The 20,287-nt window shown below is 63.4% G+C and carries 8 protein-coding genes; all 8 read right to left on the bottom strand.

What is annotated here, in order from left to right; genetic code table 11:
* On the bottom strand, positions 1 to 5,977 hold a 5,977-nt coding region (locus B0E51_RS04555), incomplete at its 3' end, for a filamentous hemagglutinin N-terminal domain-containing protein (RefSeq protein ID WP_168172571.1).
* Between the two features lie 12 nt (positions 5,978 to 5,989).
* The gene (locus B0E51_RS04550) at positions 5,990 to 7,585 is read right to left on the bottom strand and encodes a ShlB/FhaC/HecB family hemolysin secretion/activation protein (RefSeq protein WP_254424406.1); all 1,596 of its coding nucleotides are present in this window, start codon (positions 7,583 to 7,585) and stop codon (positions 5,990 to 5,992) included.
* Positions 7,586 to 8,185: 600 nt separating this feature from the next.
* Positions 8,186 to 8,542: a hypothetical protein gene (locus B0E51_RS04545; protein WP_077443632.1), complete on the bottom strand. Its 357-nt coding sequence runs from the start codon at positions 8,540 to 8,542 to the stop codon at positions 8,186 to 8,188.
* Positions 8,539 to 13,026 (bottom strand): protein kinase, encoded by a 4,488-nt coding sequence (locus tag B0E51_RS04540; protein WP_077443631.1) that lies wholly within the window; start codon positions 13,024 to 13,026, stop codon positions 8,539 to 8,541. The genes B0E51_RS04545 and B0E51_RS04540 overlap by 4 nt, the downstream gene beginning before the upstream one ends.
* A 16-nt stretch (positions 13,027 to 13,042) precedes the next feature.
* Entirely contained in the window at positions 13,043 to 13,765 is a 723-nt protein-coding gene (locus B0E51_RS04535; RefSeq protein WP_077443630.1) for a PP2C family serine/threonine-protein phosphatase, read from the bottom strand.
* Positions 13,762 to 15,369: a type VI secretion system-associated protein TagF gene (gene tagF / locus B0E51_RS04530; protein ID WP_077443629.1), complete on the bottom strand. Its 1,608-nt coding sequence runs from the start codon at positions 15,367 to 15,369 to the stop codon at positions 13,762 to 13,764. The genes B0E51_RS04535 and tagF overlap by 4 nt, the downstream gene beginning before the upstream one ends.
* A 4-nt stretch (positions 15,370 to 15,373) precedes the next feature.
* A complete protein-coding gene (tssM, locus tag B0E51_RS04525; RefSeq protein ID WP_077443628.1) occupies positions 15,374 to 18,907 on the bottom strand; it encodes a type VI secretion system membrane subunit TssM in 3,534 nt (1,177 codons plus the stop codon).
* Positions 18,908 to 18,912: 5 nt separating this feature from the next.
* Positions 18,913 to 20,286: a type IVB secretion system protein IcmH/DotU gene (gene icmH, locus B0E51_RS04520; RefSeq protein WP_077443627.1), complete on the bottom strand. Its 1,374-nt coding sequence runs from the start codon at positions 20,284 to 20,286 to the stop codon at positions 18,913 to 18,915.
* Position 20,287: the final 1 nt, after the last annotated feature.

Here is a 20,287-nt window from a genome sequence, read left to right as displayed (position 1 = left end):
GGTATAAACTGCCGCCGTTCGCCAGCGTGATCGCGCCGGTTCCCGCATTGATGAGGCTCGTGCCGCTCACCGACAACGCACCGCCCTGGCTGATCGCTCCGTTGTTGCTCGTCGCCTGCAGGTTGCCTGCAATCGTGCCGCTACCCAGGTTCAGCGCACCCGTGCTGATCGCCGTCAGCGCACCCGTGTTCACCGTACCCAGTGTCAGCGCACCGGCATCCGTGATCTGCGTCGTTCCGCCCGTCAGGCTCACCGCGCCGCTGAAGTTGTTGCCGCCGTTCGCCAGCGTGATCGCGCCGGTTCCCGCATTGATGAGGCTCGTGCCGCTCACCGACAACGCACCGCCCTGGCTGATCGCTCCGTTGTTGCTCGTCGCCTGCAGGTTGCCTGCAATCGTGCCGCTACCCAGGTTCAGCGCACCCGTGCTGATCGCCGTCAGCGCACCCGTGTTCACCGTACCCAGTGTCAGCGCACCGGCATCCGTGATCTGCGTCGTTCCGCCCGTCAGATTCACCGTACCACCGAAGGCATTGAGGCTAGTCAATGTGATCGCGTTCGCGCCCGCATTGAAGCTCGACGTGCCCGACACCGTGAATACACCGCTCTGCGTGATGCCTCCGGCCGTGGTCGTCACCGACAACGGGCCATTGATGGTCAGCGCATTCGCGCTGAACGAACCGCTGTTCGTCGTCAGGCTGGTCAGCGCCGTCGTGCCACCGACCGCACCACCCAAGGTAGCCGCGCCGCCCGTGCTTATGCTCAGCTTGTGCGCACCATTGACCGTCGAGGCGAGATCGATCGCGCCGCTACCCGTGCTGGTCAGCGTCGTATCACCGCCCAAGGTCACCGCGTCGTTGTAGGTCTGCGCACCCGTGGTGGTCACATTGCCACCCAGCGTCGTGCTGCCAGGGGCGTCCGTGGTCAGGCTGGCCAGCGCGGCCGTGCCGCCCACCACTCCACCAAACGTGGTCGCACCACTGGTGTCCACTGTCAGGTTGTGCGCGCCGTTGACCGTCGAACCGAAGTCGATCGCACCACCGCCGCTGCTCGCCAGCGTCGCATCACCACCCAGGGTCACGGCATCGTTGTAGGTCTGCGCGCCCGTCGTGCTGACATTGCCATCCAGCGTCGTTGTGCCCGCCGCATCCGTGGTCAGGCTGGTCAAGGCTGTCGTGCCGCCGACCGCACCACCAAAGGTGGTTGCACCTGACGCGTTCACCGTCAGCGCCTGTGCACCATCCAGCGTCGAGACAAAATCAATCGCGCTGCCGGTCAACGTCTGCGGCGAAGTACCGAACAAGGTGACGGCATTGCCGTAGGTCTGCGCACCACTCGTCGTCACGTTGCCAAAGAGTTCAGTAATGCCGCCCGCACCCAGGGTGAGACTGGTCAGTGCCGTCGTGCCGCCGACGTTGCCTTCAAAGGCAACTCCGTCCGACGGCGTGTTGACCGTCAAGGCATGCGCACCATCCACCGTCGATTCGAAAATGACGGCACTGCCGGTGCTGGAAAGGGTCACATCGCCACCGAGGGTGACAGCATCGTTGTAGATCTGGAAACCACTGGTGCTGACATTGCCATCCAGCGTCGTGCTGCCCGCTGCATCCGTGTCCAGACTGGTCAGTGCCGTCGTGCCGCCGACTGCACCACCAAACGTGGTCAGGCCGCCTGTGTTCACCACCAGGTTATGTGCACCGTCCACCGTCGAGACAAAATCGATCGCGCCATTGCCGGTGCTCGCCAGCGTCGCATCCGCGCCCAGCGTCACGGCGCTGTTGTAGGTCTGTCCGAGGCCCGTGGTCACGTTGCCGTTGATCGTGATGCCGTCGGCCGCGGTCACATTCAGCGTACCGCCCACACCCACCACCGGCACCGTCAACGCGGCGTTGGTGTAGTTCAAGGTCAGATTGCCCGCCACGCTGGCCGGAAACGTCAGTGTGCCCGGCGTCGCGTCCGTGTTCTTCAGCGACAGGTTGTTGATCGCCGCACCGGCGCCCGCCGCAAAGGTCACGCCCGCTTTGAAGTCATTCGCCTGGGTACCCAGGTTGATGTCCTGCGTGGTACCCGCTGTCGTGCTGTTCTGGGTGAACGTCGCCGCACCCGTCACCGTCAACGCACCCGTCTGGGTCAGCGCACCGTTGCTGCCTACATCCAGCGTGCCACTTACCGTGCTGGTGCCCAGCACGGTCGCCTGGTTGTTCGTCAAACTCACATTGCCACCGGTCAAGCTCACCGCACCGGTGAACGCGTTACCGGCATTGGTCAGCGTGACCGCATTCGCGCCCGCATTGAAGCTCGACGTGCCCGCTACCGTGAACGCGCCGCCTTGCGTAATGCCTCCGGCCGTGGTGGTGACCGACAGCCCACCGCTGCCGATGGTCAGCGCATTTGCGCTGAACGCGCCGCTGTGGGTAGTCAGACCCAGCAGTGCGCCATTCGCACCACCACCTGCGGCACCGGTGAAGGTCACTCCGCCGGTGCCGGCATTGACCGTCAGGCTCCGCTTCGTCGCCGTGGCGTTGTCGAGCGTGCCACCGAACGTCACATCGCTGTTGGTCGTCGCCAGCGTGACATTGCCGCCCAGCAGTACCGCGTCGTTGTAGGTCTGCGCACCCGTGGTGGTCACATTGCCACCCAGCGTCGTGCTGCCAGGGGCATCCGTGGTCAGGCTGGCCAGCGCGGCCGTGCCGCCCACCACACCACCGAACGTGGTCGCACCACTGGTGTCCACCGTCAGGTTGTGCGCGCCGTTGACCGTCGAACCAAAGTCGATCGCACCACCGCCGCTGCTTGCCAGCGTCGCATCACCACCCAGGGTCACGGCATCGTTGTAGGTCTGCGCGCCCGTCGTGCTGACATTGCCATCCAGCGTGGTCGTGCCCGCCGCATCCGTGGTCAGGCTGGTCAAGGCCGTCGTACCGCCGACCACGCCGCCAAACGTGGTCAGGCCTCCGGTGTTAACCGTCAGTGCCTGCGCACCGTCCAGCGTCGAGACGAAGTCGATCGCGCCATTGCCGGTGCTCGCCAGCGTCACATCCGCGCCCAGGATCACTGCATTGTTGTAGGTCTGCGCACCCGTGGTGCTGACGTTGCCGCCCAGCATCGTGCTGCCGCCCGCATCCGTGGTCAGGCTGATCAATGCCGTCGTGCCGCCGACCACGCCACTAATTGTGGTCACACCACTGGTGTTCACGGTCAGGTTGTGCGCACCGTTCACCGTCGAGGCAAAGTCGATCGCGCCACTGCCGGTACTCGCCAGCGTCGCATCCGCATCCAGCGTCACTGCACCGTTGTAGGTCTGCGCACCTGTGGTGCTGACGTTACCGCCCAGCGTCGTAACACCTGTGCTCAGACTAGTCAGTGCCGTCGTGCCGCCCACCACGCCATTAAAATTGGTGTTACCGGTACCGGTGTTCAGCGTCAGGTTGTACGCACCGTCCACCGTCGAGACAAAATCAATCGCACTATTGGTGGTTGCCAGCGTCGCATCCGCGCCCAGCGTCACGGCGCTGTTGTAGGTCTGTCCGAGGCCCGTGGTCACGTTGCCGTTGATCGTGATGCCGTCGGCCGCGGTCACATTCAGCGTACCGCCCACACCCACCACCGGCACCGTCAACGCGGCGTTGGTGTAGTTCAAGGTCAGATTGCCCGCCACGCTGGCCGGCAACGTCAGCGTGCCCGGCGTCGCGTCCGTGTTCTTCAGCGACAGGTTGTTGATCGCCGCACCGGCGCCCGCCGCAAAGGTCACGCCCGCTTTGAAGTCATTCGCCTGGGTACCCAGGTTGATGTCCTGCGTGGTACCCGCTGTCGTGCTGTTCTGGGTGAACGTCGCCGCACCCGTCACGGTCAACGCACCGGTCTGGGTCAACGCACCCTTGCTGCTTACAGCCAGCGTACCGCTTACCGTGCTGGCACCCAGCACGGTGGCCCGGTTGTTCGTCAGGCTCACGTTGCCACCCGTCAGGCTGACTGCACCGGTTAACGCATTCGTGGTATCGCCCAGCGTGATCGCATTCGTGCCCGCATTGAAGCTGCTGGCGCCACCGACGGTCAGCGTACCAGCGGTACCTTCCGCGATGGATGCGGCAGCCACCAGGTTGCCGATGCTTAACGTACCGCCACCTGTGTTGATGGCACCCGTATGCGTGCCGTTGCCGATCTGCACCGCACCAGTGGTCTCGATATCCACATTGCCGCCACGGGTATTGATCGTGGCGTTGCCGGTATTGCCGATGACCACCGCGCACGCCGTGGAGGAAGCGCATGTCGCATTGCTGCTATAGGTGGTCCCCGCAGCGGTACCGCCATAATTCGCCCACAGATATACGTTGAGCGGATTGGCCGTGCTGGCACCAGTGATGTTGTTGTTCAGGAAAATGCTGCCCGCGGCCTCCAGGTACAACGAGCCGGCTCCGCTGGCCGTTATCGAGTTGTTGAGCGTGATATCGCCGTTCTGCGTGCCATTGCCCGCTTGAGTGTTGTTGGTGAAGACGAATACATTGGTACCACCGGTCAGTGCGCTGCTGAGCTCGCTGGCCTTGATGTTCGAGGTATTGCCGCTGGCGGTAAAAATGTCGCCGCCGCCGGTGACATTGACGTTGTTGTCAGCAGCATTGCTGATGGTTACGTCGTAAGGGTCAAGCAGCCAGGTACCTGCATAACCATGTGCTGCCGATGCATCCACCTGGCCCTGCGCGTCGAGGCCATAGTGCGATGACGTCTCGACCCGGCCACCGTTGCCGCTGCTGGCACCGCCACGCGCACTGATGTTGCCGTAGAAGTTGTTGACATCGTTGCCCCAGACCACCACGGAACCGCCATTGCCCAATTGCGTGGCATCGGCCTTGAGCGTGGCATCCGGTCCGACATAGGTTGCTGCCGCCGTCTGCAGGCCTTCACCACCCTGCCAGCCACCACCGACACGGATGCTGCCGCCGCCATCGGTGCCCGAGGCATTGATGACGCCGCCCATGACGCCGACGTCCTGGTCGGACAGCAGCTGCACGCTGCCGCCACGCACGCCGGTGACGCTGATGTTTCCGCTATCGATGGTGTTGCCGCCGCTGCCGATCAGCCGCACCACACCACCATCGGTATTGATGCCGCTTGCATTGATGACACCGGTATTGTTGACCAGGTTGGTGAACAGGTCCTTGGCCGCTGCAGCCTGCAGCACCACGGTGCCGCTGGTGGCACTCAAGGTACCGTTGTTGGTCACGGCAGCCTGGTCGGCTTCAAGGCGCTGCTTGAGCTCGCCGGTAAGCTGGATGTTGATGAGGCCGTTGCCGTCGAAGTCGAGCACGGCCTGATCGGCACCATCGAGGTTGATGCTGCCGTAGTTGGCGACGATCACCCCATTGTTGGTGACACTGCCACCGATCAGGCTGATCGAGCCGCCACTGGCCGCCTGCAACAGGCCATAGTTGACGATGCCTGCGCCGCCACCCACCGCATTGAGGGTGTAGTTGCCGGCAAGAAAGTTGGTTGGCGTGAGATCGAGCGTGCTCGCCATCAGGCCGCCGACGTTCAGCTGTGCGGTGGCGCCGAAGATGATGCCGTGCGTGTTGATCAGGAAGATCTGGCCGTTCGAATTGATGCGGCCGAAGATCTGGCTGGGGTTCTGGTCGAGGATGCGATTCAGCGCCACTGCCGAACGCGAGGGCTGGTTGAACAGCACCGATTCGTTGGCGGTGAGGTTGAACGTGTCCCAGTTCAGCGCAAGCCGGTTCGAGTACTGGTTGATCACCGTTGCATTGCCGCTTTGGGTGATCGAGCCGGAGCCGCCGACCACAACGCCCCCGGTGGGGCCGCCAGCCAACGCATCGCCGCTGAAGATGATCGAACCGACAGCCAGGCCAATGCACAGGCTGATCGGCCATGTCCTGCGCAAAGGCAAGGTCGCATGGCGTACGGAAGCCGCATTCGCGCGTGCGGAAAGGCGCGACTCGCGCCGAGAAGTGTTGGTGCTCTTGCTCATGGTCATCACCCGTCAAAACGTGAAGCTGAATCGAGCGTAGATGTGGTAGCCCTTGCCATCCGAGGCGTTCCGGGAGCTGAGAGCCTTCGAACCGTCCAGGTGGAACTCGAAGTGGTTGAAGCGTGGCAGACGGAAGATCAGACCAGCACCGGCACCGCTGAGGGTGGCCGAGGCTGGAGTCGTGATCCGGTTGGCGCCTGCCGAAAAACCCTTGGAATAATCAACGAAGGTCTCGAACTCGAGCAGCTCACGCCAGGGTCGGCCGTAGAACGGCGAGACGACGTTGCCGAATCCTGGCGCGTCGACGTGGTACTCCAGCGAGGTGTAGTAGCCGCGATCGCGCAGAGCATCGGCGATGGGATAGGCGCGCGTGCTGTCCGGGCCGCCGAGCACGAATTGCTCAAGCGGCACCAGCGCATCGCTGGTGTACTGGCCGACAAACTTGAAATTGAGTCGCTGCGACTGGGTCAGAAACTGCAGCCGTGTGTACGACACCTTGGCCACGGTGAAATTGCTGTCGTGCTGCGGGCTGACCAGATCCGGCTCGGCTGAGTCGTCGTTGATGGCCTTGCGCACGTCCACCTGCAGGATATCGACGCCGTGAAAGCGGCGATCGGTACGCATCATGCCCCAGCCCAGATCGGCCACGGCGAACTTCTCGTCCGACAGGCTGGTGCCGAGACTGCTGAGTTTCGACTCTTCCTCGATGAAGTGCAGGGTGCCCTGCATTTTCAGGTCGTCGTCGTTGATGAACTTCCAGTCGAAGCCGCCGTAGTACTGGGACGTGGGTCCCTTGACGTTCAGGGCGGCGAAGGTACCGGTGTTGACCTGCAACTCGCTGCGCGAGGCCCCTACGACGGCGGTGAGCCCGGGAGCAATCGGTGCGGGTGCGCGATAGCTCAGTGACCCATACACGTTGTTGTTCGGGTCCAGCGCGTATTCAAGGTTGGCATTGAAGGTGTCACCAATGCCCAACGGGTTGTCCCACTCCAGACCGGCATCGGCGCGATACTGACCGGTGAGATCGGTGCCGTAATTGCTGGCGCCCAGGGTGATCTGGTAGGGCCGCTTCGCTTCGTTGGCGATCATCACCAGATCGGTGTCGCCGGTATTCGCGCCTGGCTGGAAGGTCGATGAGACCGTGACACCAGGCAGGTCGCGTGCATACAGCAGCGCCGTGTCGACATCGCTCTTCAGCAGCGGCTTGCCCCTGAGTTTCTCCGCAGGTGCGGCAATCACGCTGGAGCGATAGCGCTTGTTGCCCTTGACGATGACCTTGCCGATCTGGCCCTCGAGTACCTGGATCTGGATGACCCGGTCGGGACCGATGGTCTGCGCCGGCAGAAACGCACTGGAGACAATGAAACCGGCCGCCCGATAGCGTTCGGTGATCTTGTCGGCCACGCCCTGCATCTGGGCGAAGGTCAATTCCACCGGTATGCCGTTTTTGGCGAGCTGCTGGTATTGCGCATCGGCCAGCGTCTGGATGGTCGCCGGTGTGACGCCAAGGCCTGCGTGATTGGCTACGCCGATGACGCGAAAGCCATGCACCTCGATCTTCTGCGAGGCGCTGTTGCCGGTATCGCGATCCTTGACCGGCGGCACCACGCCAGTTGACGCCTGCGGTGGCGACGTGGCTGTCGCAGAAGGATTTCCGGCACTGGAAACCGGTCTGTTGGGTACTTGAGCAGATGTAGAGCTGCTGGTGTCTTGCGCCCAGACAACTCCGCCAGTCAATGCAGAAGCCAACGCTGCTGCGAGGCAAACAGTTCGCACGATATTTTCCCCCGGCCCGCACCATCATCCATTGGCGACGCGCCCCGGGAACATCTAAGGTCGCGCCGGCTGCGAAATTCCAAGCCTATGAAACTCAGACAATTGCTGCCTGCACTGGCTTGTTACCAGCGGCAGGATACACCTTTACGCGTTCAAAAGGACAACCATTTTCTGCCAGGAAAACACCTACAGCACAGCAGGAAAACGCTCACTCAAACCGTCCGTCGCGGCAGACTTTTCGAGCAGATTATTCAGCTGCATCACATCAAATACCGGCCCACCAATCAGTAAGAGCGATGGCTTGCACCGCTATCGCCGCAAGATCCGCCAGCTACAAACAACACTGCCATGCATCAACGGGCAATCGCATGAAATCATCAGCGTGTTTCGCAATTGTTCGCGAAATCAATGAAGCTGCGATGACAGTTATTTTCACTCTCCACGCAGCAGCCACCAGGTCAACAGGATCAGCATGACGACTCCCGCGGTGAGTGCGAGCAATGGTTTCCAGGCAATCGCCGGACGCATCGACAGCAGGTTCGTCAGAGCACTGCCGGATCCGCTCGACGCCTCGCCTGATGGCATCTGGCGGTGCCGTGCACGCGGCGCCGTCAGCGCATCCGGTTGCACCAGCACCTTGCGCGCGGTAACGACGTTGCTGCTGTCATGCAACGATTGCAGTACGCGGCGGCGGCGTGCGCGATAGTCGGCACGCGTGATCCGGCCGAGTCGATGCGCCTCGTCCAGGGCACGCAGATCACGATTGACTGCCTGTTCCCGTTCAGTCATTTCAGCTCCCTGAGTATCCGGAAACCTACATCTTTCTGAGACGAACCACTGTCCGCGCGGTGTGTATCGACGCTGCAGTCCGACCAGTAGCTGTTGTAGCTGCCGCCGCGCACCATGACACTGCCGCCGCTGACTACCCATTCCCATACGTTGCCGGTCAGATTGACCAGGCCCCACGGATTGCGCGAGCGCCCCTTGGGTGACACGGCCGCACCATTGTTGTCGCTGCCATTCGCCGATGGCGGGATGCAGTTGCTGTCATCGGCCTGCTTCCAGCTGCCGCCAGCCTTGGCCGCATGCACCCATTCGGCATCGCTGGGCAGGCGATAGGTATAACCGCTGATGTCACTCAGCCAGCGCGCATAGGCCTGGGCCTGATCGAGACTGATGCGACTGACCGGCGCGTTGGCCAGATCCGGGTCGTCCACCGAGAACGCGGCGCATTTGCCGGTGGCGCGACAGAACTGGTTGAACTCGCTGATGGAAATTTCCGCACGCGACATGGCATACGACTTGCCGCCGCCAACGCCTGGCACCACCACCAGCAACGGCCCGCGTGCCGTGGCGGATTTGTCGGAACAGAATTTGCCGGTGCCGACCAGCTCCGGCTTGTCGCAGGGATCCGTCCCGTTGGCAGCCGCTGGCGTCGCGCCACCGACATTTGCAACCGGCCTGGTGCCAGGTGCCGCACCGGGTTTGCCGGGAGCCACCGGCTTGCCGGGTGCGACACCCGGCTGTGGCTGCCCTTCAGTGACGGGAGCCGTAGTCGGTGGTGTTCCGGGCTGAGCCACCGGCACTGGCACGGCACCGGTGGGCTTGAGCTTGTCGAGCTGATCGGCCAGCGATTTTGCGGTCAGCTGGCCACGTATCTTCATGTCCGCCTCGAGACCCGCCAAGGCCGTGGGGTCGGTCCGACGGGCGTCGTCCAGCTGCTTCTTCAGCTGCGCAAATTCAGTGGCGCTGGTCAACGGCTGCTTGCCGGCTGCCATGATCGCGGCGACCAGATCGTAGCGTGCCTTCGCCGCACGCAGGTCTGCGTTGCCAGTGAGGGTCTTGAGACCCTGCCCGAGGACGTCGGCAGCTTTCTGGTAGCGGCTTTTCTGGAACGTATCCTTGGCAAGTCCCAGATAGGCATCGGCCAGCAGCTTCGGACCTTCGGTCTTGAGGAACGGGTTGTCCGGCTGCAGGACCTTGATCCGATCCAGCGATTGGGAGGCCTTGCCGACATCGTCCGCCGCCGCCGCACTGCGCATCGATTCGATGCGCGACTTTACTTCGGCATCGGCACTTTCCTGCGCCGCCTGTGTCTGCAACTGCGCCTGCAGCGCATCGAGCTTGCTGCCTTGTGCAAGCAACTCAGGTGACTTCGGCACGTACTTGAGGCCGAAATCCACGGCGAGTCTCGCCTGCGGCAGATGCTGCGGATCAGCAAGCTGCGCGGCCGCACCGGCGACAGCTGTGCCCAATGCGGCAACGGCACGCTGGGTCTCGGGCGAATTGTCACCCTGCAGCTTGCCCATCGCGACGGCCACCGATTGCTGCCAATCCGGTGTAAGCAGCGGCTTCGCGGCGAGACCGGTCAGCGTGGTACGCGCCTGCGCGATCGCCTGCGCCTGGGCTTGCTGGGTCTGTTTCAGCACTGAGCTGCGCGCCGTCGCGATGTCTGTCAGCGCCTTCGCGTAGCCGGCCTCGCTCGGATCCATCTGCTGGCCAGCCTGGATCACGTTCTGCGCGGTGTCGAAATCGCTCGCGGCCATGCGATCGCGCGCCAGCTTGATCAGGCTGGCATCGACACTGCCGCGCAACTGGACATAGTCCGGCGCGGTCTCGCCGATCTGGGTACGGGCGCTACCCAATGCACTCTTGACGTCCTGCAGCCAGACCACCGTGCCCTGCGGACTGGCCAGCAAGTCGGTAACGCGGCTCTTGGCCAAAGCGTTGCGCTGCGCTTCGCTGGCTGCCTTCTGCGCCAGTTGGTTCTGTTGATCCAGCAAGGTCTGGCGCGTCGCGGAAAGTGACGCATCGCCGGGGAACAGGTCGATGCCGAATCCGGCAATGCTGATCGCGCCGGCAAGATCACCCGCGGTCTGCTTCTCGGTCGCCTGCGCTGCCAGCAGCTGTTTCAATCGGGTCGCCTGTGCTGCAAGCCGTGGGTCATCGCCGAGCTGCTTGGCCGCATCGCGATAAGTCGCCGCCACCTGGGTACGCCAGTCGTCGGCGTTGTTCGCGTGATCGAGCAGACCGGTCAGCGTCTGCAGGCTCTGCTCGCGCTGCTGCTGCTGCTGCTTCGCCTGCTGCTCCTGCTGCTGTTGTGCTGCCAATGCCTTGCCGAGCTCGTTGAGCTGGGCAGTACGCTGCTTCAGGCGGGCGGATTCCGGGAACAGGCTGCTGGCCAGCTTGAGTTCCCCGGCAGCCTCGTCGACATGGCCGGCATCGAGCGACTTGCCGATGGCCGTGTCGTACTTCAACTCGAGCTCGGCGTTCTTGAGCAAGGCGCTGGTCGGATCGATCGCGCGAATGTGGCTCAAGGTCTTGACGACGTTGTTCGGCTGATTCTCGAAGATCGCGCCGGCTTCGATTTGCTGGCTGAGCTGGGTATCCAGCGTGTTGAGCAAATCGTTCTTCTGCTTGTCCACCGCACTGCGCCGGATGTCCAGCGTCGGCGAATACAGTTTGAGATCGTCGCGCAGCTTGAACACCTGCTGCGCCTTGACGTAATCGTAGCGATCCTTGTCCGGGTTCCAGTAGGTGTCGATGCGACCCAGCAGATAGGTCTGGATCAGATCGCCCTGATCCACCACGATCCGCTTGCGGTCGTCTTCACCCAGGCTGTTCAAGGCCTGCAGCGCCTGGTTCTCGTCGGCGTAATGATCCGGCCGGGTCATCGTGAACCGGGCGATCACCTCGGTGACGTGATGCTTCTGCTGGTAGACGATCCAGCCCCACACACCACCAGCCAGCACGAGGATGGATGGCAGGCCGTAGATGAGGTAAGGCCTGGCCCGCTCGCCGAAGCCGACTTCACGCAAGCCTTCGATCAGTTCGTTCGCGCTCTTCAGGCGATGCTCGCTGGTGAAGGCCACGCTCGCGCACAGCACCTTGTACTGGTGCTTGGTCAGGCCCTTCACCGGCGGCGGCTTGCGCCCTTCCTTCATCGCCACTTCGGCGCTGTGCTTGTCGTACGGGTGCTTGCCGGTCAGCAGTTCGAACGTGACGCAGCCCAGTGCATACACATCGTCGCTCGGTGCCGGCTCCTTGCCCTGGATCATTTCCAGACTGGCATAAGCCGGAGTCAGCGCGCCCAGCGTGCCGGCGTCGAACACGGTCTGCTCACCCACCGCGTCGCCCATGTGCTTGCCGGCACGGGCGATGCCGAAGTCGAATACCTTCGGCACACCGTCGCGGGTGACCATGACGTTGCCCGGCTTGAAGTCGGAATGCACCACACCGGCGGTGTGCGCGCGGGTGAGCGCCCGCGCCATGCCTTCGATCAGTGGCCTGGCCTCGGCCAGCGGCATGCCGTTGAAGGCCTTTTCACGGATCAGCTGCTTGAGATCGGAACCATCGATGTATTCCATCGTCATGAAGACGATGGTGCGATCCTTGTCGAAGTCGAACACGCGCACGATGTTGTCGTGTGCGAGCTGCTGCGATCGCCGTGATTCGCGCTGCAACGAGATCAGCGAATCGGGATGACGGCGGAATTCGTCATTCAGCACCTTGATCGCTACATACGGGTCGCGGTCACGCGCCTCGACCTTGCGCTCGTCGCGCGCCATGTAAACCACGCCCATGCCGCCGCGGCCGATTTCCTTCTCGAGATAGAAACGCCCCTTGAGCAGTGAACCGACCGCGACGAAGTCTCCCTCTTCCGCATCGGCGATGTTCTGCCAGCTCGAGCTTGAACTGCTGAGACTCGAGCTGGTGCCCGTCATGCCCTGGGTACCGGTAGCGCTACGCTGTGTGCCGGTGCCTACCGTAGGATCACCGGTGGGCTGGCGTGGCGTGCCCGAGGTGGGTTTGACCATCGTGACTTCGTCGCCAGCGGGTGGTGACGGTGGCGACGGAGGGCGTGACGCCGGCTTGACGACGGTGGCTTCGTCCGTGACGGGCGCTGGCGGTGAGGGCCGCGGTGGCGACACGGGTGGCACAGGCCGGGAAGTCGGCTGGACCACCGTGGCATCGGCATCGCCGGGCCCCGTTGGTGGCACGACCGGCCGCTGTGTTGCAGGCTTGACGACGGTGGCGTCGGCGTCCGCCGCCGCGCTCGCCGGCGACGTCTGCACCAGCGCAAGCTTGGCCAGCAGCGCCTTGATGATCAACGGGTCGAGCGTACCTTCGGCTCGTTGCCGCTCCAGCCACGCCACCTCGGCCTGATAGTCGGCTTCGGGCAGCACGCCACGTACAGCCAGTGCCTCGAAGACAGCAGGAAGTTTGAGCTTGTCGGCGCGGTAGGCGGCAACCAGTTCGGCAATGGAATTCATGAGTGGGAGACTTTTTTCATTCTTGGAGGCGCACTACGACCGCCGAAATGTTGTCGCGACCGGCACGGCTGAGAGCGAGTTCGAACAGGCTGTCGATGAGATCCTGCGGTTGCTGTTTACGGCGACACTGGTCATCAATCTCGACATCGGACATTTCCTTGTTGATGCCGTCGGAGCAGAGCACGAACGCCGTGTCGGGACGATTGCCGGCCAACACCCAGTCCACGAACAGCTGATCCTCGGCGCCGATCGCCCGCGTCAGCACACCGGACCCAGCCTGCTGCTGGGTCGGCGTGGTACCAAAATGGGTGACATCATCCTCTTCACCACCATGCACGTGATCGCGCGTGATCTGCTGCAGGCGCCCACCCTCGAAGCTGTACGCACGACTGTCGCCGACCCAGCCGCACAGGATGAAGTCCGGGTCGTAGACCATGATCACCACCGTCGAGCCGATCAGGTCGACACCGCGAGTCGCCGCCGTCTGCAGCAGTTCGGCATTGATCTGGACCAGGGTGTCCTCGATCGATTCGATGAAGTCGAACACACTGCCTGTGCGCGGCAACGCACCGAGACGCTCGACGATCATCGTGCTGGCGTAGTCGCCGGCCGAATGACCGCCGAGACCATCGGCCACCACCCACAAACCGGCGTCGTCGCGGACCAGGATGGCGTCTTCGTTGTGGCCGCGCACCTTTCCGGTCACCGTGCGACCAGCGGATACGTATCGAGTCGTCATGCGTCAATCTCGATGATCGCCAGTGGCCATTGCGCAGGATCTGCGCCAAGACCCGCAGCGGTGGCAAGATGCAGGCGCGCGTCGTCGCACGACGGCATCGCAAGACTGTGAACCAGGACTTCCGCCGGCAACTGCACCAGCGTCGGAGCAGCTGCCAGCAACAGGCGATCGCCCGCCGTAATCGCACAGGAAACTTCGCCACAGCTCGGCTGCTCGATCGCACCGAGACCTGGTACCGTCAACGACGCGCGATTGAACAGCAGATCCTCGAAATCATCGGCAACACCCGCATCAGCAGCAACGGGTGGTGCCTCACCCTCGGCAAAGATCGGCTGCAGCCGTCCCTGCCGCCAGTGCCAGGCCGCCGCCGTGCCGATGCGTAGCAGACCCACCTGACCGGAAGCCACGTGCGCGGCGATCACGGCGCAATCCTCCATCACCGGATCGATCAGATCCTCGCCGGCCTGCCGCAATCGCGGGTTCAGCGCCATGATCCGCGTACACAGTGTCTGCATGCCTGCCGCCAGATCGGCTTCGATCAGCTCGCGGCCAATCGCACCCACGGCGGCAACCGCCTGCTGCCGGGGATCCCGATGACCGACCTCGGCTGCTACCAGGGTCAACGCGAAGTCCTGTCGGCGCAGCACGACGACGGCATGAGAAGCATCCTGCGCAGACGCTTCCAGCGCGACATCGGTCGCAACAGCGACCGGCGCAGCAGCAGCCAAGACGGGCGTGGTGGCTGTGCCCGGATCGGCGAGCAGTTCCAGATCATCCGGCAGCCATGCCGTTGGCGGCACCGGTTCTGCCGTGACTGTTGCGGCAGCAGCCATGGCTTCGGGCGCGACGTGATGGAACAGGGTGGCCTGTTCGAACACACCCAGCGATTGCCACGCGGCCGCACTGTGACCGGCATCGAGAAACCCTGCATAAGCTGCAGGCTGCGGAAGCCCGTTGGTAACCAGCACGCTGGCAGGTACTCGCCCGGCACCTGTCGTCCACCACAGGCACCAACGGCCAGGAGCTGTGCCGAGTCGCGTCCACAGTTCGCTCAGGAATGAGCCCAAGGCAGGCTCGGTCGGTAACGGCAAGCGCCAATGGCCCGCCGCATTCCAGTCCACACCGCGCAGAAAATCCAGGCCACGACTGGGCGACATGACATCCTGCGAACCTGTCAGTGCGGCCACCTGCTCATCGAAAGCGTCCACACTGAGCGCAGCATCGTCCTGCGCCATGTTGTGCAGCCGCTCGGCGGCATCGCACCAGCCACCGTCGTCCAGCAAGGTCTGCCGGCAGGCTTCCAGATCCGCCGCCAATGGCTTGGCAATGACCATCGGAAAGCAGCGACCGACGCGGTCCGTGCCTGGTCCCATGACGCCAAGCCACGCGGAGTCTCCGCATGCGCCCGGTGTCAGCAGGAAACGCCAGACCGGACTGGCGTGATAAGCCTCATGCCAGTCGCCGCCAAGCGCGTCGCGACTGGCCGCTACCGCATTCTCGAAATGCTGATCCCAAACGTCGACAAAACCCGGCGACAACCGCCGCTGCACGAAATCCCCGGCGCTGGGCAGCTTTCCAAAGAAGCCTGCGACGGGATTCGGCATGCGCTTATCCCCCGCACCGGAAGCTTTGCAGGGCGCTGCTCAGGAAGGGATTCTTGAGGTTGTTGGCCTGGATCGTCACCTTCGCGACATGGCCACCGAAGTTGAAGCTGGCCAGAAAACTCAGATCGGACACTTTCTGCAGATTGGCCGCCTGCAACGCCCGGAAGAATGCCCAGTCACCGTGATAATCGAAGGTCGTCAGCAGCGTGCCCGCAGGATCGTAGGCCGAAATCGAGACGCTGCCAGGTGTCGGCCCAGGCCACTTCATCGTGATATTGGTCGGCCCACCCGGCTGGTATTCGTACTTCTGGCCGTCGACGTTGATGACCAGCTTGCCGATGCCGGCATCGAGTACCGGCGTCAGCAAGGTGAAGTCGACCTCGGGCACATTGCCGCTGCGGAAGAACATCTGCTTGATGCGATCGGCACCCTGCAACTGCGCCAGCATGCCGGCCGACCCACTGACTGCGCCGGGCCCGGTCTTCCATTGCCAGTTGCGGCCGCTGGCATCGATCAGCTTGCCCACCGTCTGCGTATAGAAGCCGTCGAAACGACCGCCATAGCCAAACATCTCGCCGAAATTCTGCAACGGGATATCGTTGTTGCTGCCTGGCGTGAATGGATAACGACCGCGGGTGAAATCGGCGCAGTCCTTGGCAACCATCTGCTGGTACTGGTCATCCAGTGCACCCTTGGTGCCACTGGCGACCAGGGCCTGGCTCTTGCCGGTGAGTGCGGCAAACCAGCCCGATGCCGGCGGCGGCAGCTGCGCGGCCGCCTGCTGCGCCATCAGCAGCTGCGGATTCGCCTGGCCGGCGGCATTGCTGAAATCGCCCATGGTCAGCAGGGTCTTGCTGAGCTGATCAAGCGTGTTCAGCGTCTGGTCGATCGGTGCTGCGCCCGGTGGTCCGTCGGTGAGCTTGTTGATCTCTGCGAAATGGTCGCTGATCACGGCCCCAGGCTGCTCCGTCGCTGCGCTGGCAGTGTTGGCGGCGCCGGCACCTCCAGCCGAGGCCAGTGCACGTGCCAGCGCGCTCTGCGTGGCCTTGGCCTGCGCCGCCTGTTTGGCAGTGGCGAGCGCCTTGTCCTCGGCATCCGCCGGCGGTGCACGCATCAGGTCATTGGTGTTGTCACGCACCACCTTCAGCAGCAGCTTCAACGGCGAATTGGCGCCGGCAAGCTTGGCCGCGATCGAGCTGGCATCCTGGATGTTGTTGATCGGCTGCAGCTCCAGATCGGCCAGAATGGCATCCCAGGCCTTGATGTAATCCTGCTCGTACAAGGCCAGCACCTGCTGGGCCAGATGCGCTTTCTGCAGCGAATCGATCTTGGTGGCACCAAACACCCAGTCGTCCGCGGCAAACTGCGTCACGGCCTGATCGATGCCCTTGTCGACCTCGTTCTTGAAGGCTGGCTGAGTGAACATCGCCGGCAGCGGATCGGACAGCGCTGCACCACTCTTGCGCCGATACACATTGCCGAGCAGACCCAGCTCCTTGTCCAGCCGCAATGGCGGGAACGCATTGCTGTCTGCGGTCAGCTTGATGTTGCCGTAGATCAGGGTCGGCAAGTCCGCCGTACGCAGCGTATTGCGCGCCTGCTCCACCAGGGTGTTGTCCAGGCTCAGCGGACGCAGCCGGCCTTCATGCGATACCAGTGCATCGAAGTGCTTGGTCAGTGCTTTCTGCAGCACCGGATCGTCCGGGAACAGCCGGTGCCATTCGATGCTGGACAAGGCCACGATCTCGTCGTGATCCAGATGCTGCGGCTCGCCCAGCATCAGATAGCCCTTCAGGTAGTAGTACAGCATCTGCGGGTCGGTGGCGTTCGCCGCCAGACCGGCGCGGAACTGCGAAGCCACGCCCGGCAACAGGATGCCGTTGAGCTCGCGGTAGTACGCATCGCGCACCTCGTCGCCGACGGCATTGCCCTGGTACAGGCCGAAGCGCATCGACAGTGGCACATCGCCCTTGTGCTCATCCGCAACATCCACCGCAGCGGACAGAGCCTCCAGTCGTTGCAGCACCAAGGCGAAATACGCCTGCTGGGTTGGCGCCAGCGACATGTCGCTTTGTGCCGGATATTTCTGCAGCGCCGTCTGTACCTCGGTCAGGTAACTGCCGTTGCGGCGGAAGCTGCTGGCCAGCCCGAAGATCAGCAGTGCGCAGACCAGCAGCACGCCAATGTAGGACGCCGCCTGGATCAGGATCTTCTGATGCTCCAGCTTCGGGTTGGTACCGGCAAAACCCGATTCCTTGAACAGCACGTCCTTGAGCAGGCGCTCGACGAAGAACGTGCGGCTCTGCGCACCGGGCACGTGCAGGCGCGAAGCGTCCAGACCGAAGGTACGCGCAACCGCGCCCATCATGCGATCGATCGGCGTGCCTTCCTGCGTGCCCGAGGTGAAATAGGTGCCGCGCAACAGCAGTGGCGCGTCGTACTGGTGACCCGTGAATACGCCCTCGACGAACTGCCGGGTGATGTCGCGCAGCGCACCGAGCTGCTGCGGGAACGACAGGATCGCCGCACGCCGGGTGGGGTCGCGTTCGCCATGCAGGCGATCGAGGATGCGCGTATTGAGCCGGTCCAGCAGCAGGTTGAACTCGTCGAGGAACTGCTTCGCAGCGGTGCCATCCATGGTCTTGTCGACCGGATAGGAAACGCCCCAGACCTGGCTGCGCAACTCAGGATTGAGATCGTCGAAGAACTCGGTGAAGCCGGCGACCAGATCGCACTTGGTGAACACCAGATAGGCAGGCACGCCGATGCGCAGATACTTGGCCAGTTCATCCAGTCGCTGGCGAATCGCCAGGATGTGCTGCTGGCGGCCTGCGGTGTCTAGCGTGAGCAGGTCGGACAGGCTCATCGCGACGATCACGCCGTTGATCGGCCGGCGCTTGCGGTATTTGCGCAGCAGGTTGAGGAATTCCTCCCAGGCTGAAGCATCGGCGCCTCGGTCGGAATCCTGTGTGGTGTAACGACCGGCGGTATCGAGGAACACCGCCTCGTCAGTGAACCACCAGTCGCAGTTGCGGGTGCCGCCGACGCCGCGGATCGCTTCCTTGCCGAACTTGTTCGACAACGGAAAATTGAGGCCGGAATTCTGCAGCAACGTGCTCTTGCCCGAACCTGGCGGCCCAATCACCACATACCACGGCAGGGCATAGAGATTGGTGCCGCCGCTGCGGTTCTTGCGCAGGGTTTCAACCGCTTCCTGGAAGCGGCCCTGCAGCTGGGCGCGTTCGTTGGCGGAACGTTCGTCGCGCTCACCCCCGGCTGCCGGCGCACCCTGCTCGCTGAGCTCGCTGGCCATCTGCTTGGTCTTGCCACGCACTCGCATTTGCTGGATCTGCAGCCACACGGCCCAGATCACCACGATCACGATGATCAGCAGGAGGCGTGCGACCGGGCTGGCCAGCGGTTGCGACTCGCCGAAGCCGAGATAGGGGCCACCGAACCAGATCAGCAGCGACAGCAGCAGCAAGCCGATGAGGGTGATGAACAGACGGGATTTGAACAGCGCAAGAAGCTTGCCCACGGTGTTCAGTCCTCCGGGCTGTAAAGGATTTCGACGCGGCGATTGCGCGCGCGGTTTTCCGGAAGTTCCGGCGGTGTCGCAATCGGCTGGGACGAACCGGCGCCGCTCGATTCCAGCCTTCCGGCATTGTCGATACCCTGACTCAGGATCTGCATCACCGAACGTGCGCGTTCCGCCGACAGCGCGTAGTTGTCCTTGAACTTCAGCGAGTGCACCGGCTGGTCGTCGGTATGACCCACCACGACCACACGTCCGGGCACCTGATTCAGCGCAGCGGTAATCTGGTGCAACAGGGGAATCTGCGCTGCGCTGACGTCGGTACCGCCCGAGGCGAACATCACCGCGGCGTTCAGGCGCACCTGAGCCGAGCCATCCGGTTTCTCGTCAACGCTCAGCTGACCCGCCTGCTCCTCCGGCGCCAGCAGCTGCTTGAGGCTCTTGTGCTCGGGCTTCGGCTGGGTTTGCCGCAACTTCGCTTCATCCGGCGGTACCGCGCCCTGCAGGCCGATCTGCGCGACCTGTGCACTGACCGGCGACGACAACTCGTTGAGCCGCGTATAGAAGTACAGAAAGCCACCCAGCAGCAGGCATGCACCAGCGGCCACGATCACCCACAGCGGCACGTAGCGCACCAGCGGATTGCGGCGATCCTCGAGGCCCTTCCAGTGCGGCGCCAGCTCCTCCGCCGCCGGAGCACGCTGCCCCTTGATGCGCCGGTACAGGTCTTCCTGGATGTCGGTCAGCTTTGCGCGGCCATTGGCCTCGATCTGATAGCGCCCACCGAAACCCAGGGTGAGGCAGATGTACATCATCTCGATCAGATCGATATGCCGCGAAAAATCCGCGCACAGCCGATCGAGGATGATGAAGAATTTCTCGCCGCCGTAGGACTCGCCGTGAAAGACCACCAGCAGCGTCTTGGCAGCCCAGCCGCTTTGCTGGCCCCAGGGAGTATTCATCACCGATTCGTCGATCATCGTGCACAGCACGTAACGCGCCGCGGTGATCGTCTGGGAGGCGATGCCGGCAGCCTGCGCATTGGTTTCGAACTGTCGCACCTGGGCGATCACCTGTTCACGCAGATGCGCTGCGTCCGGCTGCGACACACTGTTGCGCAACTGCACCGCCAACAGCAGCAACGGGCTGGCAGCTTGCACCAGGGCATTCAATCCACCGCCCAGAAACTCGCTGATCGCGGCGGGCGGGACACCCTGGTTCGGCGCGCGGGTCGCCTGACCACGGGTCGCTGCAGCCGCCGGTGCTGCAACCGGTGGTGCCGGGGCAGCCGGTGGGGGTGCAGCGGGAGTCGCCGGTCCACGCGGACGAACGACAGTAGCGTCGCGCAGCGGATCGTCATCATGCGGGCCATTGGTATTCATG

The organism is Rhodanobacter sp. C05 (assembly GCF_002001165.1).
GTDB lineage: Bacteria > Pseudomonadota > Gammaproteobacteria > Xanthomonadales > Rhodanobacteraceae > Rhodanobacter.
The sequence above is the reverse complement of the archived record's forward strand: the minus strand, read 5'-3'. Positions and strand labels throughout refer to the sequence as shown.